This is a genomic window from Streptomyces sp. NPDC052773, assembly GCF_044547145.1.
In the GTDB taxonomy this organism is placed as follows: domain Bacteria; phylum Actinomycetota; class Actinomycetes; order Streptomycetales; family Streptomycetaceae; genus Streptomyces.
The window spans coordinates 65,853-82,699 of record NZ_JBITZX010000021.1 but is presented as its reverse complement, the minus strand read 5'-3'; the positions used below and the strand labels follow the sequence as shown (position 1 = coordinate 82,699).

11 protein-coding genes are annotated in these 16,847 nt (G+C 73.5%); 10 read left to right on the top strand and 1 reads right to left on the bottom strand.

The features are described 5' to 3' along the window. The 9 genes from ACIG0D_RS32840 to ACIG0D_RS32800 all read left to right on the top strand — a co-directional run bounded on the left by ACIG0D_RS32840 (position 1) and on the right by ACIG0D_RS32800 (position 10,906). The gene (locus ACIG0D_RS32840; protein ID WP_399808366.1) at positions 1-804 is read left to right on the top strand and encodes a class I SAM-dependent methyltransferase; all 804 of its coding nucleotides are present in this window, start codon (positions 1-3) and stop codon (positions 802-804) included. A 41-nt stretch (positions 805-845) separates the two neighbouring features. After that, on the top strand, positions 846-2,096 hold the full coding sequence (locus ACIG0D_RS32835; RefSeq protein WP_399808363.1) for an MFS transporter: 1,251 nt from the start codon (positions 846-848) through the stop codon (positions 2,094-2,096). A gap of 707 nt (positions 2,097-2,803) precedes the next feature. Continuing rightward, complete coding sequence (locus tag ACIG0D_RS32830; protein WP_399808360.1) at positions 2,804-4,033, top strand: IS701 family transposase; 1,230 nt, start codon at positions 2,804-2,806, stop codon at positions 4,031-4,033. A 157-nt stretch (positions 4,034-4,190) separates the two neighbouring features. Next, the gene (gene metK, locus ACIG0D_RS32825) at positions 4,191-5,399 is read left to right on the top strand and encodes a methionine adenosyltransferase (RefSeq protein ID WP_399808358.1); all 1,209 of its coding nucleotides are present in this window, start codon (positions 4,191-4,193) and stop codon (positions 5,397-5,399) included. 16 nt (positions 5,400-5,415) lie between these two features. Next, the gene (metF, locus tag ACIG0D_RS32820; RefSeq protein ID WP_399808355.1) at positions 5,416-6,414 is read left to right on the top strand and encodes a methylenetetrahydrofolate reductase [NAD(P)H]; all 999 of its coding nucleotides are present in this window, start codon (positions 5,416-5,418) and stop codon (positions 6,412-6,414) included. 26 nt (positions 6,415-6,440) lie between these two features. Then, positions 6,441-7,391, top strand: a complete 951-nt coding sequence (locus ACIG0D_RS32815; protein ID WP_399808441.1) for a carbohydrate kinase family protein — start codon at positions 6,441-6,443, stop codon at positions 7,389-7,391. A 198-nt stretch (positions 7,392-7,589) separates the two neighbouring features. Then, on the top strand, positions 7,590-8,009 hold the full coding sequence (locus ACIG0D_RS32810) for a helix-turn-helix transcriptional regulator (protein ID WP_365759927.1): 420 nt from the start codon (positions 7,590-7,592) through the stop codon (positions 8,007-8,009). Between the two features lie 10 nt (positions 8,010-8,019). Continuing rightward, positions 8,020-8,436, top strand: a complete 417-nt coding sequence (locus ACIG0D_RS32805) for a VOC family protein (protein WP_399808352.1) — start codon at positions 8,020-8,022, stop codon at positions 8,434-8,436. Positions 8,437-8,515: 79 nt separating this feature from the next. Then, positions 8,516-10,906, top strand: coding sequence for an ATP-binding cassette domain-containing protein (locus tag ACIG0D_RS32800; protein WP_399808350.1), 2,391 nt, complete (start codon positions 8,516-8,518; stop codon positions 10,904-10,906). A 93-nt stretch (positions 10,907-10,999) separates the two neighbouring features. Here ACIG0D_RS32800 and ACIG0D_RS32795 read toward each other — a convergent pair whose 3' ends face one another. After that, on the bottom strand, positions 11,000-11,920 hold the full coding sequence (locus tag ACIG0D_RS32795; protein ID WP_399808347.1) for an LLM class flavin-dependent oxidoreductase: 921 nt from the start codon (positions 11,918-11,920) through the stop codon (positions 11,000-11,002). Positions 11,921-12,246: 326 nt separating this feature from the next. On the opposite strand from ACIG0D_RS32795, the gene ACIG0D_RS32790 reads away from it, so the two are divergent. Beyond that, positions 12,247-16,446, top strand: coding sequence for an AAA family ATPase (locus ACIG0D_RS32790; RefSeq protein ID WP_399808344.1), 4,200 nt, complete (start codon positions 12,247-12,249; stop codon positions 16,444-16,446). The last annotated feature ends 401 nt before the right edge of the window (positions 16,447-16,847 follow it).

Sequence of the window (16,847 nt, the reverse complement as noted above, 5' to 3'; positions counted from 1 at the left end):
ATGAACGACACCACCGCGACCGCCGAGGCGTACACCACGGGCCTGCTGAGCAAGGACCTGCCCACGGAGGGGACCCGGCTGCGCCTGCTGGAGCAGAGCTACGACCCGGCGACCGTCCGGGTCCTCGAGGGGCTGGACATCGCCCCGACCTGGCGCTGTCTGGAGCTCGGCGCGGGCGCCGGTTCCATCGCCTACTGGCTCGCCGACCGGGTGCCGCAGGGCGGCGTGGTCGCCGCCGACATCGACCCCCGCTTCCTCGACGCCGACCGGGCCCCGCATCTGACGGTGCGGCGGATGGACGTCAACGAGGAGGACTTCGCGCCGGGTTCGTTCGACCTGGTGCATGCCCGCGCGGTGTTCATGCATCTGCCGCGGCGCGAGGAGGTGCTGCGGCGGGCCGTGCGGTGGCTCGCCCCCGGCGGCTGGCTCGTCCTGGAGGACGTGTACTTCCTGCCGGCCGAGGACTCCCCGTACCCGGAGTGGCAGCGGGTGCAGCGGGCCTGGCTGGACGCCCTCGCCGCGCAGGGCATCGACCTGGCGTGGGCGCGCCGGCTGCCGGCCAGGCTGGCGGCGGCGGGGCTGGACTCCGTGGGCGTGTCGGTCACCCCGGGCGGGCTCGGCGTCGACGCCGTCCAGGACGAGCTGCTGCGCATCCGGCTGGTGCAGAGCGGCCGGAGTCTCGTCGACGCCGGTCTGGCCACCGAGGACCAGGTCGAGCGGGCGCGCGCCCTCGTGGAGAGCGGCCCGGCCCCCGACGTATCGACCTTCATCTATTCCAGTTGGGGCCGGCGGCCGGCCGACTGAGCCGGCGGGCCCCGCGACTCATGTGATCGGAAAGGAAAGCCGTGACACAGGCACAGAGCACACGGCACGGTCGTGCCCCGTCCAGCGCGGTCATCGCGTGGCTGGCGTTCGCGACCATGTTCGTCATCGGAACCGACACCTTCCTCGTGGCTCCCATGCTGCCCACGCTGGCCGAGGAGTTCGATGTGTCGACCAGCGTCTCCGGGTGGATGGTGAGCGCCTACGCCCTGGGGTTCGCGCTGTTCGCGCTGGTGGCCGGGCCGCTGTCGGACGGCCGGGACCGGCGGGGCGTGCTGCTGCTCGGGTTCGCCGGGTTCGCGGTGGCCACAGCGCTCTGTGCCGCGGCGCAGGGACTGTGGACGATGATCCTGTTCCGGTTCCTCGCGGGTATGTTCGCCGCGCTCGTCACCCCGCAGATCTGGGCGTCCATCCCCGTCCTGGTGGCGCCGGACTCGATCGTGAAGACGATGGGCATCGCCGGCGCGGGCATGTCCATCTCGCAGGTCGTCGGCGTCCCGGTCGGCGGCTGGCTGGCGGCGATCTCCTGGCACGTGCCGTTCCTGGTGGTGGCGGGACTGTCCGGGATCGCCTGGCTGCTGCTGTTCCGGGTCTTCCCGTCGGTGCCGTCCGCCAGGGCGGCGGGCGAGAACACCGGGATCGTCGGGACGTACGCCCAGCTGTTCCGGTCGTCGAGGTTCACCTGGTACCTGCTGGGCTACCTCGTCTACCAGACCGGTGTGTTCGAGACGATCTCCTTCATCGGCTCCTGGCTGGACCGGGACTTCGGCCTGGGCGTCAGCGCGGTCGGCGCCTCGATGATGGCCCTGGGCGTGGGCATGGCCATCACCTCCATCTTCGGCAGCCGCCTGATCCGGCGGATCGGTGAACACCGCACGCTGGGGCTGGTGTTCGCGGTGCTGGTGGTGGTCTACGCGGCGGTGCCGTTCGCGCCGAACCTGGGCCTCGCGCTCACCGGACTCGCCCTCGGTTCCGCGATGCTCGGCCTCGCCTACCCGATCTTCATGAACATGCTGCTGTCCCAGACGACGGCCTCGCGCGGCACGGTGTCGTCGCTCTCGACGACCGCCCTGTACGCGGGTACGACGATCGGCGGCCTGATCGGCGGTGTCCTGCTGACCGAGTTCGACGGCTTCAAGGGCGTCGCCGGCTTCACCGTCCTCGCCCTCCTCGTCGCCGCGGCGATCTTCGCGGCGTCCGGCGCCTTCCGCGCCCCGAAGCCGGAACCGGCCCCCCAGGAACCCTCGGCCAAGGCCGAAACGACCCCGGCGTAACCCCACCACCACACCACCGGCCCGTGCGTGCTCCCCTGCCACCCGCACCAGCGGAAGGGGAGCACGCACGGCCGCACGTCCGACGCGGCGGCCGACAGTCCGGCTGGTCGCCTCGGCGGCGCGGCCGGCACATCGACCGTGTGCCCGGGCGACGCGCCCGACGTCGGCCGTGCGAAGGGGGCGGAGCGTCCGGCACAACGACGTGCACCGGCCGGTGCGCCCGCCCGACCGGCGCATCAAGCCCGCCGCTCACCGCGGCATGGCCGTCCGCCCGGGCGGCGCTCCAGCGCATCGGCCAAGGGCCCGGGTGGCGCGGCAGGCCCATCGACCATCGGCCCGGGCGGCGCGCGGCCCAGCGGGCCGTACGCCCCGGCCACCGCGGCGCGTCCAGCACGACGGCCGTACGCCCGGAACCGCGGCCGGCACAACGGACGGGCACCCGCCCGGCGCGTCCAGCACGACGGCCGCGCAACCCGGCGGCGCGGTCGCCACAAGGCCGTGCGCCTGGGCGGCACGTCCGACACGACGGCCGCGCACCCGGGCGGTGCGGCCCGCCTCGCGGCCGTACGCCGCGGGCGGAGCGCCCGGCGCATCGGCCGTACGCCCGGGAACCGCGGCCGGCACAACGACGTGCGCGCGGTCCGCGTGCCCGGTGCGGTGTGATCACATCTCGAGAGACACACTCGGCCATGACCAAAGGGGGAGGCATGTCCGGCCGTGAGGAGTTGCTCAGTGAACTGGGCGCCCGGCTTTTCGCTTCGTTGCCGCGCAGTGATCAGCGCAGGATGGCGCTGACGTATGTGCGGGGCCTGCTGACCGCGCGGGGACGCAGGTCGTTCCGGAACATGGCGGCCTGCCTGGGCGGGCCGCGGCTCGAGCAGAGCCTGCACCACTTCGTGTCGTGTTCCACGTGGGACTGGGCGCCGGTGGCGCGCGCGGTCGCCGATCTGATGACGCCGGTGGCCCCGCCGGGCGGCTGGGTGCTGCGCAGTGTGGTCACCCCCCGGGAGGGAAACAGCACGGTCGGGGTGCACAAACGTTTCCTCCCGGGGAGCGGGCAGGTGGTCAACGCCCAGTACGCGGTGGGCCTGTGGGCCGGCTCGCCCGGCGGCTGCTACCCGCTCGCCTGGCGGCTGCTGCTGCCGCCCGAGTGGCTGGAGGACGACGCACGGCGCACCCGGGCGTCGATCCCCGACGACCGCCGCTCCGAGACGCCCGTGGAGTGCGCCACGGCCGCCTACCTGGGCCTGGCGGCCGAGCTGCGGGGCACGCTGCCGATCGTGATGGACGTGTGCGGGCCGGACATGGACACCGCCGCGGCGGTCCACCGGCTGCGCGCGACGGGGGTGCCGTTCCTGGTGCGGGCGTACCGAACCCTGCATCTCACGGTGGCCGACCCCGCGCTGCGCGGGCTGGGCCCGGGCCCGGTCTCCACGCACACGATCCTCGCGGCGGCGGAGGGCTCCCGCAGACCCCTCATGGAGCCCGTGCCGACGGGTGCGCGGGCGGCGCGCGTCCTGACCGCGGCCGTGCGGGTCCGCTCCCCGCACCACCCGGTGCCGCAGGCGCCCGGCAGCGGCCACGACCCGTACGACCTGCTGCTCTTCCGGGCCCGCACGGGGCCGGGGCAGTCCGACGAGGTGTGGCTGACCGACATGGTCGACGCCGACCCGGCGACCCTTCTGCGCACGACCGCCCTCGCCCGCCAGGTCGACGACTCCTTCCGGCACGTCACCGAGCGGATCGGCATCCGCGACTTCACCGGCCGCTCCTACGGCGGCTGGAACCGCCACACCACCCTCGCGTCCGCGGCGCACGCCATCGCGTTGCTTTCCGACGAACGGAAGGACCTACCCCTCGCCGCCGCATCCGTGGCAGAGTCTGCACCGTCGCCCGCGGGCCCCGGGCTCAACTCGCCGGTGATGTCCGCCAGTTGAAGCGTCCCCGGGCCGCGCCGGACGCCCTGTCCGCGCGCCGCCCGCACCGCACCGCACCGGCCGGCACCGGCCGCCCCGCACCGGCACCGCCACGGACCGCTCACCGCGGACCGGGCCGGCCGCCGCCCCACCCTCCACCCAGCCGACAAGGAGTGTCATGTCGCGTCGTCTGTTCACCTCGGAGTCCGTGACCGAGGGCCACCCCGACAAGATCGCCGACCGGATCAGCGACACCATCCTCGACGCGCTGCTGCGCGAGGACCCGACCTCCCGGGTCGCCGTCGAGACCCTGATCACGACCGGCCAGGTCCACGTGGCCGGCGAGGTCACGACGAAGGCGTACGCCCCGATCGCCCAGCTCGTCCGGGACACCATCCTGGACATCGGCTACGACTCCTCGAAGAAGGGCTTCGACGGCGCCTCCTGCGGCGTGTCGGTGTCGATCGGCGCGCAGTCCCCGGACATCGCACAGGGTGTGGACACCGCCTACGAGACCCGCGTGGAAGGCGACGAGGACGAGCTGGACCGGCAGGGCGCCGGCGACCAGGGCCTGATGTTCGGCTACGCCACGGACGAGACGCCGACGCTGATGCCGCTGCCCGTCTTCCTCGCCCACCGCCTGTCCAAGCGCCTGACCGACGTGCGCAAGAACGGCACGGTCCCCTACCTGCGCCCGGACGGGAAGACCCAGGTCACCATCGAGTACGACGGCGACAAGGCGGTCCGCCTCGACACCGTCGTCGTCTCCTCCCAGCACGCCTCCGACATCGACCTCGACTCGCTGCTGACCCCGGACATCCGCGAGTACGTCGTCGAACCCGAGCTGAAGGCACTCCTGGACGAGGGCATCAAGCTCGACACCGAGAACTACCGGCTGCTGGTGAACCCGACCGGCCGCTTCGAGATCGGCGGCCCGATGGGCGACGCGGGCCTCACCGGCCGCAAGATCATCGTGGACACCTACGGCGGCATGGCCCGCCACGGCGGCGGCGCGTTCTCCGGCAAGGACCCGTCCAAGGTCGACCGCTCGGCGGCGTACGCGATGCGCTGGGTCGCGAAGAACGTGGTCGCCGCGGGCCTCGCCGCCCGCTGCGAGGTCCAGGTGGCGTACGCCATCGGCAAGGCGGAGCCGGTCGGTCTGTTCGTCGAGACCTTCGGCACCGCCCTCTACCCCGAGGAGACGATCCAGAAGGCCGTCACCGAGGTCTTCGACCTGCGCCCCGCCGCGATCATCCGCGACCTCGACCTGCTGCGCCCGATCTACGCCCAGACCTCGGCCTACGGCCACTTCGGCCGCGAGCTGCCCGACTTCACCTGGGAGCGCACCGACCGCGTCGAGGCGCTGCGGCGCCGGGTGAACGGGTGACGGGACCGGCCCGGACATGACCCCGCACGCGTTCCGGCAGTCACCGGTCTCCACCGGGAGGCCGTCCTTCTCCTTCGAGTTCTTCCCGCCGAAGACCGAGGCCGGCGACCGCGCCCTGTGGCGGCTGATCCGCCGGGTGGAGTCCCTGTCGCCCGCCTTCGTCTCCGTGACGTACGGCGCCGGGGGCTCCTCCCGGGACCGCACCGTCGAACTGACCCGGCGGATCGCCGCCGAGACCACCCTGCGCCCGGTCGCGCACCTGACCGCCGTGGGCCACTCGGTGACCGAGCTGCGGCACATCATCGGCACCTACGCGGACGCGGGCGTACGCGACGTGCTCGTGCTGCGCGGAGACCCGCCCGGCGGACCGGACAAGCCGTGGATCCCGCACCCCGCCGGTCTGCGGCACGCCCACGAACTGGTCTCCCTGGTACGGCAGTCCGGCGCGTTCAGCGTCGGCGTCGCCGCCTTCCCCGAGAAGCACCCGCGCTCGCCCGACTGGGACAGCGACATCCGCCACTTCGTCGCCAAGTGCCGGGCGGGCGCGCACTACGCCATCACCCAGATGTTCTTCGAGGCGGAGCACTATCTCCGGCTGCGCGACCGGGTGCGGGCCGCCGGCTGCGACATCCCGATCATCCCCGAGATCATGCCCGCCACGGACGCCGCCCAGATCCGCCGGTTCGCCGAACTCAGCGGGGCGTCCTTCCCCCAGGGGCTGGCCCGCCGCCTCGAAGCCGCCCGGGGCCGGCCCGCCGACGGCCTGCGCATCGGCGTGGAGCACGCCACCGCCATGGCCGAGCGGCTGCTCGCCGAGGGCGCCCCCGGACTGCACTACATCACCCTGAACCGCCCGTCGGCCGCCCTCGCCGTCCACGCCAACGTCACCGGAATCCGGAACGCACCGGGAACCCCAGCCGTCCAGGAGTACCCATGCCCTCCCAGCCCCAGCCGCCCGCCGGCAGCACGCCCCCGCGTCCCGGTCACGACCGGGGCGGCGCACGGCTCGCCGTGACCGGTTCCATCGCCACCGACCATCTGATGCGGTTCCCGGGCCGGTTCACCGACCAGCTGATCGCCGACCGGCTCGACCATGTCTCCCTGTCCTTCCTCGTCGACGACCTCGAGGTGCGGCGCGGCGGCGTGGCCGCGAACATCGCCTTCGGCCTCGGCTGCCTCGGCACGGCTCCGCTGCTGGTCGGGGCGGTCGGGGACGACTTCGGCGAGTACGAGGTGTGGCTCAAGGCGCACGGCGTGGACACCGAGCACGTGCGGGTGTCCACCACCCGGCAGACCGCGCGGTTCATGTGCACGACGGACGCGGACCAGAACCAGATCGCCTCCTTCTACGCGGGCGCGATGGCCGAGGCCGCCGCCATCGACCTCACCCCGCTGCTGGCCCGCCCCGGCGGGGTCGACCTGGTCCTCGTCTCCCCGAACGACCCGGCGGCGATGGTGCGCCACACCGAGCAGTGCAGGGCGGCCGGCACGCCGTTCGCGGCCGACCCCTCCCAGCAGCTCGCCCGTCTCGGCCGCGACGAGGTGCGGCAACTGGTCTCCGGGGCGCGCTGGCTGTTCACCAACGAGTACGAGGCGGCGCTGCTGCTGGAGCGCACCGGCTGGACCCGGGAGGAGGTGCTGGACCGGGTCGGCACCTGGCTCACCACGCTCGGCGAGGCCGGGGTCCGGGTCGAGTCGGCCACGGCTGACACCCTGGAGTTCCCGGCCGTCCCGGCGACGGCGACCGCCGACCCGACCGGCGTCGGCGACGCCTTCCGGGCGGGCTTCCTCGCCGCCGTCGGCTGGTCCCTGACGCCCCATGAGGCGGTGCCCCTGGGCTGCGCGCTGGCGACCACGGCACTGGAGTCGGTCGGCCCGCAGCAGTACGAGGTGCGCCCGGCCGACCTGCTGTCCCGGATCGCGGCGGCCTACGGCGATCACACGGCGGACCGGCTCTCCCCGTACCTGGAACCGCTACGGTTGGGGGTGTGAACGGGGGATCGATACGAACGGTGCCGTGCGGGTGGTGCGGCACACCGGTACCGCAGCGGCGGCGGTGGCGCACCCGGCGGTACTGCTCCAGGGCACATCGCCGCAGGAACCGCGTGGTCGAGGCCATCGGGAACTTCCTCGACTCCATCAGTCCCTGAGTCCCCGGCCGCGGCGTCCGCCCCGTGCCATCCTGGTGCCGTGACGCTTTCGGACCTGGTGCTGCTGCGGCGGGCACGCGACCGGATGGACCGTGACTACGCGCAGCCGCTGGACGTGCCCGCGCTGGCGCGGCAGGCGCACATGTCGGCCGGGCACTTCTCGCGCAGCTTCCGCGCCGCCTTCGGGGAGACGCCGTACAGCTATCTGATGACCCGCCGGATCGAGCGGGCCAAGGCGCTGCTGCGGCGCGGCGACCTGTCGGTGACCGAGGTCTGCTTCGCGGTGGGGTGTACGTCGCTGGGGTCGTTCAGCTCGCGGTTCACCGAGCTGGTGGGGATGAGCCCGAGCGCCTACCGGGCCCTTGATCACGAGGAGGGCGCGGACATCCCGGCGTGTGTCGCCAAGGTCCTGACGAGACCGGTCAGGAACGGAGAAGCGAAGGGCGCGGCCCGGTCGTAGCGTTTCCGGCATGGACCTCACGCTGTCGCAGTGCTTCATCGCCGTGGACGACCATGACAAGGCGCTCGCCTTCTACCGGGACACGCTCGGACTTCAGGTCCGGCGCGACGTCTCCTTCGAGGGGATGCGGTGGGTGACCGTCGGCTCGCCCGCGCAGCCCGGTGTGGAGATCGTGCTGGAGCCGCCGGTCGCGGACCCGAACGCCTCCGAGGCGGACCGGCGGGCCATGGCGGAGCTGCTGGCCAAGGGCCTGCTGCGCGGGGTGATCTTCTCGACCGACGACTGCGACGCCCTCTTCGAGCGGGTGCAGGCCTCGGGCGCCGAGGTGCTGCAGGAGCCGGTCGACCAGCCGTGGGGGGTGCGCGACTGCGCCTTCCGTGACCCCGCGGGCAACATGCTGCGCTTCGCCCAGCGCCGGAACGGCTGACTCCGCCCCGACCCGGGTTACGTTCCGTCGGAACCGGCCGCCCGGCCCCGCCCACGCCCCGCCGATCCAGGGAGGCACGATGACCAGAGCCACCGGTACGGACGCGCACCCGTCCGCCCCGCACATCGCCGACAGCCATGATCTGATCCGCGTGGTCGGCGCCCGCGAGAACAATCTGAAGGACGTCAGCGTCGAGATACCCAAGCGCCGGCTGACGGTGTTCACCGGGGTGTCCGGCTCTGGCAAGAGCTCGCTGGTGTTCGACACCATCGCCGCGGAGTCGCAGCGGCTGATCAACGAGACGTACAGCGCCTTCGTGCAGGGCTTCATGCCGACGACGGCGCGGCCCGAGGTGGACGTGCTGGACGGGCTGACCACCGTGATCAGCGTGGACCAGCAGCGGATGGGCGCCGATCCGCGTTCCACGGTCGGCACCGCCACCGACGCCAACGCGATGCTGCGGATCCTGTTCAGTCGGCTCGGCGACCCGCACATCGGGCCGCCCAGCGCGTACTCGTTCAACACCGCCTCGGTGCGGGCGAGCGGGGCGATCACCGTGCAGCGCGGGGCGAAGACGAAGGCGGAGAAGGCGACGTTCGAGCGCACCGGGGGGATGTGCCCGCGCTGCGAGGGGCGGGGCTCGGTCACCGACTTCGACCTGACGCAGCTGTACGACGACAGCAAGTCGCTGAACGAGGGCGCGCTGACGATCCCCGGGTACAGCGTGGACGGCTGGTACGGGCGGATCTTCAGCGGCTGCGGCTTCTTCGACCCGGACAAGCCGATCCGGAAGTTCACCAAGCGGGAGCTGCACGACCTGCTCCACAAGGAGCCGACGAAGATCAAGGTGGAGGGCATCAACCTCACCTACGAGGGTCTGATCCCGAAGATCCAGAAGTCGTTCCTGGCGAAGGACAAGGAGGCGATGCAGCCGCACATCCGGGCGTTCGTGGAGCGGGCGGTCACCTTCACCACCTGCCCCGAGTGCGACGGGACGCGGCTGAGCGAGGGCGCCCGCTCGTCGAAGATCAAGGGCATCTCCATCGCCGACGCCTGCGCCATGGAGATCCGTGACCTCGCCGAGTGGGTGCGCGGGCTCGACGAGCCGTCGGTGGCGCCGCTGCTCACCGCGCTCCAGCAGACCCTGGACTCGTTCGTGGAGATCGGGCTCGGCTATCTGTCGCTGGAGCGGCCCGCGGGCACGCTGTCGGGCGGTGAGGCGCAGCGCGTGAAGATGATCCGCCATCTCGGGTCCTCGCTCACCGATGTCACGTACGTCTTCGACGAGCCGACCACCGGTCTGCACCCGCACGACATCCAGCGGATGAACGAACTGCTGCTGCGGCTTCGGGACAAGGGCAACACGGTGCTGGTCGTGGAGCACAAGCCGGAGGTCATCGCGATCGCCGACCACGTCGTGGACCTCGGTCCCGGCGCCGGCACGGCGGGCGGCACCGTCTGCTTCGAGGGCACCGTCGAGGGGCTGCGCGCGAGCGACACCGTGACCGGGCGGCACCTCGACGACCGGGCGGGGCTGAAGAAGACCGTGCGGAAGCCGACCGGGGCGCTGGAGATCCGCGGCGCGTCGGCGAACAACCTCCAGGGCGTGGACGTCGACATCCCGCTCGGGGTGCTGGTGGCGGTGACCGGGGTCGCCGGGTCCGGCAAGAGTTCGCTGCTGCACGGGTCGATCCCGGCCGACGCGGGCGTGGTGTCGGTCGACCAGGCGCCCATCCGCGGCTCGCGGCGCAGCAACCCGGCGACGTACACCGGGCTGCTCGACCCGATCCGCAAGGCCTTCGCCAAGGCCAACGGGGTGAAGCCGGCGCTGTTCAGCGCCAACTCCGAGGGGGCCTGCCCGACCTGCAACGGTGCCGGGGTCGTCTACACCGACCTGGCGATGATGGCCGGGGTCGCCACCACCTGCGAGGACTGCGAGGGGCGGCGGTTCGAGGCGTCGGTGCTGGAGTACCGGCTCGGCGGGCGGGACATCAGTGAGGTGCTGGCGATGCCGGTGACCGAGGCGGAGGAGTTCTTCGCCGCCGGCGAGGCGCGCACCCCGGCCGCCCACAGGATCCTCACGCGGCTCGCGGACGTCGGCCTCGGCTACCTCACGCTCGGCCAGCCGCTCACCACCCTCTCCGGCGGCGAGCGGCAGCGGCTGAAGCTGGCCACGCACATGGGCGACAAGGGCGGGATCTACGTCCTCGACGAGCCGACCACCGGCCTGCACCTCGCCGACGTCGAGCAGCTCCTCGGCCTGCTGGACCGGCTGGTCGACGCGGGCAAGTCGGTCATCGTGATCGAGCACCACCAGGCGGTGATGGCCCACGCCGACTGGATCGTCGACCTCGGCCCCGGCGCCGGCCACGACGGCGGCCGCGTCGTCTTCGAGGGCACCCCGACCGACCTGGTCGCGGCCCGCTCCACCCTCACGGGCCGGCACCTGGCGGAGTACGTGGGCGCCTGAAGGCGCCCTCCGGGACACCGGCCGCCGGAGGGCGGCGCAACGGCTCACGGCACGTGCCGCCCTCCTTCGCCCCGTCGCTCAGGCCGTCACCCCTCAGGCCGTCACCCGCTCCTTCGCCACCGCCTCGCGTACCGCCGGGGCGATCTCCTGGGACCAGCGGGCGAGGGTGGTGGGGACCGGGGAGCCGTGGTCGGGGGCGAAGAGGGTGAAGCCCGAGGCCCCGTGGTGCAGGACGGCGTCGGTGAGTTCGTCGGTCCACTGGGCGACCGAGCCGCCCACCCAGCGGCCGTCGGCGTCGCGCGGCGCGGGCAGCGGGCGGTCGGTGATACGGCCCGGGAAGTTGAAGATCGTACGGATGGCGCGCGGGTCGCGCCCCACGGCCACGGCGGCCTCGTCGACGACCGGGCGCGAGGTCCGGTAGCGCTCGCTGAGCCAGTCCGCCGCGTGGCCGGGGATCCAGCCGTCGGCCACCCTGCCGGTGGCGGCGAGGGACCTGGGGCCGACCGAGCCGGTCCAGACGGGAGGCGCGGGCACGGGGGCCGGTTCGATGCCGTCGACCCGGTGGTGGCGGCCGTGGAAGGTGACCGGGTCGCCGCCGCCGGACAACACCTTGACCAGGGTGATCGCCTCCTCGAAGGCCTCCACCGCGGCTCCGGGCGACAGCCGCGGTACGCCGAGGGCGGCGATCCGGTCCCACAGCCCGCCCGCGCCCATGCCGAGGACCACCCGTCCCCCGGTGAGCACCGACAGCGAGGTGACCGTGCGGGCGAGCACGGGGGCGGGACGGCTCGGCAGGTTGGTGACGTTGGCGAAGCCGGCGATGTGCCGGGTGGCGCCGAGCAGGAAGCCGAGCGCGGCGTACGCGTCGACCCGGCCGCCGAGGTAGGGGTGGTCGGAGAGGGAGAAGTGGTCGAGGCCGTCGCGGTCGGCCTGCTGGACGACGCGCAGCAGTTCCGCCGTGTCGTCGATACCACCGGGCGCGCCGAAGCCGAAGACGACCGGCCTCTCGGACACGGGCAAGGATTCGAACGTGCGGTCGGACATGAGTCAACCCCCCGAGAACGCCAATAGGTTCGCACCACGAACAATATTGATTCGTGGTGCGAACTTCAATCGTCCGTCCGGTACCGGTCCCTCCCCTCGTGGGGACCGGTACCGGACGTTCGGGTGCGGGTACTAGCGCTGCGTGGCGGAGTGGCTACCGCTCCGGATCCGGTCGAGATCCTGCCATTCGTGCCTGGTCAGGAGGAGGTTCCGGCCTCCGGAGCCCGGTTAAGCCGCAGGTCAGACGTATAGAGTGAGTTTTCCGGTCCGGATGTCCACAGCGGCGGTAGTAAGGGGTGGAGGCCTTGGCTTCCGACTCGACGGCACGCACAGCCTTCGCCGAACGGCTCGCGCTGCTGTACAAGGAGGCCGGCAACCCACCCCTGAAGCGGGTGTCCGAGGCGGTCGTCCGGCTGGAGCGGATCGACGAGCGCGGCCGGCCCGTACGGGTCTCCGCGCAGCGGATCAGCGACTGGCGGCGCGCGAAGAACGTCCCCGCCCAGTTCGCCGCCCTCGCCGCCGTGCTCCAGGTGCTCATCCCGCAGGCCCGCCGCATCCGGGCCGTACCGGTGAGCCCCGGTCTGTACGACGTGGCCGAGTGGCAGCGGCTGTGGGAGCGGGCGGTGTCCGACCCGGTCGCCGACCGGCCCGCGGGCGAGCCGCCCGCCGAGGAGGCGCCCCCCGACCTCCCGGCCGGGGTCTGCCCCTACCGCGGCCTCGCCGCCTACCGGCAGGAGGACGCCCGCTGGTTCTTCGGCCGGGAACGCAGCACCGAGGCCCTCCTCGCCCAGCTGTGCGCGGTGGAGGAGAACGGCACCGGCGGTCTCGTGATGCTCGTCGGCGCCTCCGGCGCGGGGAAGTCCTCGCTGCTGAACGCCGGCCTGATCCCCGCCCTGCGCGACGCGGGAGCCCGGCGGGTCCTCCAGCTGGTCCCGGGCGCCGACCCGCTCGGCGAGCTGTGCCGCCACATCCCCCGGCTCGCCGACGCCGTGGCCGGCACCGCGGACACCGACGACTGTCCGCCGGAGTTCGGCCGGGCGGTGCGGGAGGCCTTCGCCGCCTGGGCCGGGCCCGGCGCCCGCCCGGTCGTGATCGTGGACCAGTTCGAGGAGACGTTCACCCTCTGCGCCGAGGAGAGCGACCGCCGCACCTTCATCCGCCTGCTGCACGCCGCCTGCTCCCCCGAGGGCTCCCCGAGCCGCGGCGGCCGAGAAGACTCCACCGGCGCCCGAGCCCCCGGCGGCCTCCAAAGCCCGTATGGCCCCCAAGGCCCCGGCCGACTCCAAGACGCCACCGACCCCCAAGCCCCCGCCGGCCCTCAGAGCCCAAGCGGCCCTCAAAGCCCAAGCGGCCCTCAAAGCCCAGGCAGCCCCCCAGACCCCGTCAACCGCCAAGACCCCGCCACCCTCCCGTCCCCCGGCGATCCGCCCCCGGACCCGCCCGTCCTCGTCCTGCTCGGCATACGAGCCGACTTCTACGACCAGTGCCTGCGCCACCCCGAACTGGCCGACGCCCTCCAGCACCGCCACATGGTCCTCGGCCCGCTGACCACCACCGAACTGCGGGAGGCCGTGACCGGCCCGGCCAAGGCGGTCGGGCTGGAGCTGGAGCCGGGCCTCGCCGAGCTGATCGTGCGCGAGGTCAGCTCCGACGGGCCGCGCGGCGCGCACGACGCGGGCGTCCTGCCGTTGCTCTCGCACGCCCTGCTCGCCACCTGGCAGCGCCGCAAGGCGGGCCGGCTCACCCTGGCCGGGTACCGGGCGGCGGGCGGCATCCAGGGTGCCGTCGCGGCCACCGCCGAGCGGGCCTGGTCGGGCCTCGACCCGGCGGCGCGCACGGCGGCCCGGTTACTGCTGCTCCGTCTTGTGCGGGTCGGCGAGGACACGGCCGCGACCCGGCGGCGCGGCACCCGCCGGCAGCTCGCGGAGGAGTCGGCCGACCCGCACAAGACGGAGGAGTCACTGGAGGCGCTGGTGCGCGCCCGGCTGGTCACCCTGGACGCGGACACCGTGGAGATCACCCACGAGGCGCTGCTGCACGCCTGGCCCCGGCTGCGGGAGTGGATCGACGAGGACCGGGGCGGCAACCTGCTGCGCCAGCGGCTGGAGGAGGACGGCCGGGCCTGGGAGGCCTCGCACCGCGACCCGGCCCTGCTGTACCGGGGGTCGCGCCTGGAGCAGGCGGAGAGCTGGGCGAAGTCGGCCGGGGACACCTTCCTGACCCGCGGCGCGGTGGAGTTCCTCGCCGCGTCGGTGCGGCTGCGCCGCCGTACCGCCTGGCTCAGCCGGGGAGCGGTCGCGGCGCTGGTGGCGCTGGCGCTGGTGGCGGTCGGCGCGGCGGTGGTGGCCTGGCAGCAGCGGGACGACGCGGTGTTCGAGCAGGTGGTCGCCGAGGCGGACCGGGTGCAGTACACCGACCCGTCGCTCTCCGCGCAGCTCGACCTGGTGGCGCACCGGCTCCGCCCGGACGACGCCGGCACGAACAACCGGCTGATCTCGATCGTGAACGCCCCGCTGGCCACCCCGCTGCTCGGCCACACCGGCGCGGTCTACCTGACCTCGTTCAGCCCCGACGGCCGCACCCTGGCCACCGCGAGCTACGACCGCACCGTACGGCTGTGGAACGTCGCCGACCCGACCCGCCCGAGGCCGCTGGGCGCGCCGCTGGCCGGCCATCGGAGCTGGGTGAGCAGCGCGGTGTTCAGCCCGGACGGCCGCATCCTGGCCAGCGCGGGCGACGACGGCGTGATCCGGCTGTGGGACGTACGGGACCCCGCGCACCCGCGTCCGCTGGGCTCCCCGCTGACCGGTCACGAGGGCACGGTGTACCTGGTGGCCTTCAGCCCGGACGGCCGTACGCTCGCCTCCGCCAGCGAGGACCACACCGTGGGCCTGTGGGACGTGTCCGACCCGGACCGGGCGAAGCCGCTCGCCGAGCTGACCGGGCACCGGGCGGCCGTACGGTCCGTGGCGTTCGGCCCGGACGGGCGGACCCTGGCCGCCGGGGGCGACGACCACACGATCCGGCTGTGGGACGTGGCGGAGCCGGGGCGGGCGCGGGCGCTCGGGACGCTGACCGGGCACACGGAGACCGTGCACTCGGTGGCGTTCAGCCCCGACGGCCGCACCCTCGCCAGCGGCGGCGCCGACGACACCGTACGGCTGTGGGACACGGCCGACCCCGCGGACGCGGCCCAGCTCGGCCCCCCGCTCACCGGGCACACCGGCCCCGTCTGGTCGGTGGCGTTCAGCCCCGACGGGCACACCCTCGCCGCGGCCAGCGCGGACAGCACCGCGAGCCTGTGGAACGTCAGCGACCCGGCGTACCCCTCACAGGTCGGCGAGCCGCTGGCGGGCAGCAGCGGGGAGATGTACGCGCTCGGATTCAGCCCCGACGGGCGCACGCTCGCCACCGGCAGCGGCGACAGCAAGGTGCGGCTGTGGACGGTGCCGACGTCGGACATGATCGGCCGCAGCGGGGCGTTCCGGCCGGACGGGCGGGTGCTGGCCACCGCGGCCCGCGACGGCAAGGTGCGGCTGTGGGACGTACGGCGTCCGGCGCGGCCGGTGCGGCTGGGCCGGGCGTTCATGCCCGGGGACGGCGGCGAGCGCGCGCTGGCGTTCTCCCCCGACGGGCATCTCCTCGCCGTCCAGACGCTCCGGCGGTCGGTGCACCTGTGGGACGTCACGGACCCCGCCCACCCGGTCCCGGCCGGGCCGCCGATCGCCCTGCGCACCCGCTTCGCCTCCCCCGACGCGCTGTCCTTCGCCCCGGACGGGCGCACCCTGGCGACCGCCTACGACGACCGCACCGTCCGGCTGTGGAACGTCGCCGACCCGTCCCGGCCGGTACCGCTCGGCGCGCCCCTCACCGGCCACAAGGGCTACGTCAACGCCCTCGTCTTCAGCCCCGACGGGCGGACCCTGGCGAGCGGCAGCGCCGACGGCACCGTACGGCTGTGGAACGTCACCGACCCGGCCCGCGCCACCCGGCTCGACGCGCCGCTCACCGACCACCGGGGCCCGGTCAACGTGCTCGCCTTCAGCCCCGACGGGACCACGCTGGCCGGCGGCGGGGACGACGACACCGTCCGCCTGTGGGACCTCTCCGACCCCGTCGGGGGTGCCAGCCCCGCCGCCACCCTGACCGGGCACACCGAGGCGGTCGTGTCGCTGACGTTCAGCCGCGACGGCCGCACCCTCGCCAGCGGCGGCAACGACAACACGGTCCGGCTGTGGAACGTGGCCAGCCCGGCGGACGCGGCGCCCATCGGCCAGTCGATGAGCCCCAACGCCAAGACCGGCAACTTCCTCTCCTTCAGCCCCGCCGGTCACATGCTCGGCGTGTCCAGCGGCACCGACACCGTGCGCCTGTGGAACCTCGACGTCGACACGGCGATCCGGCACATCTGCTCCACCACGCGGGGCGTCCTGACCCGGGAGAAGTGGAACGAGTACCTTCCCCGCCTCTCCTACGACCCGCCGTGCGACGACTGACCCGGGCACCCGTTCGACACCCGTTCGCGTGATTAGCCTCACACCCGCTCGGCGGGGCGGAGCAGTCGGCTCCCGTCACGCGGGCGGCCTTGTTAGGCTGGGTGTCAGCCCGATCGCTGGTGTATCCCCCGTCACCAGCGATCGGGCGCTCGCGTCTCCGGGCCGGCACGCTGGTGACACGCGCCGACCGGCACCAAGGGCTGGAGCGGCCGTCCGCCCTCGTCCGACCCGCCGCCGTGCTTGTTGCCGCTGTCGCTGTCGTCCTGCGGGTTGCCATCGACCATCATGAGCCCACCGGTCGAGCATGTGATCACCTCCAGGATTCAGAGTCCCGTCCCACATGTGTGAGACGGGTCTTGCGCGGTCCCTTTCAGCGGGCCGGGATCGTTCGTTCCGCGTCA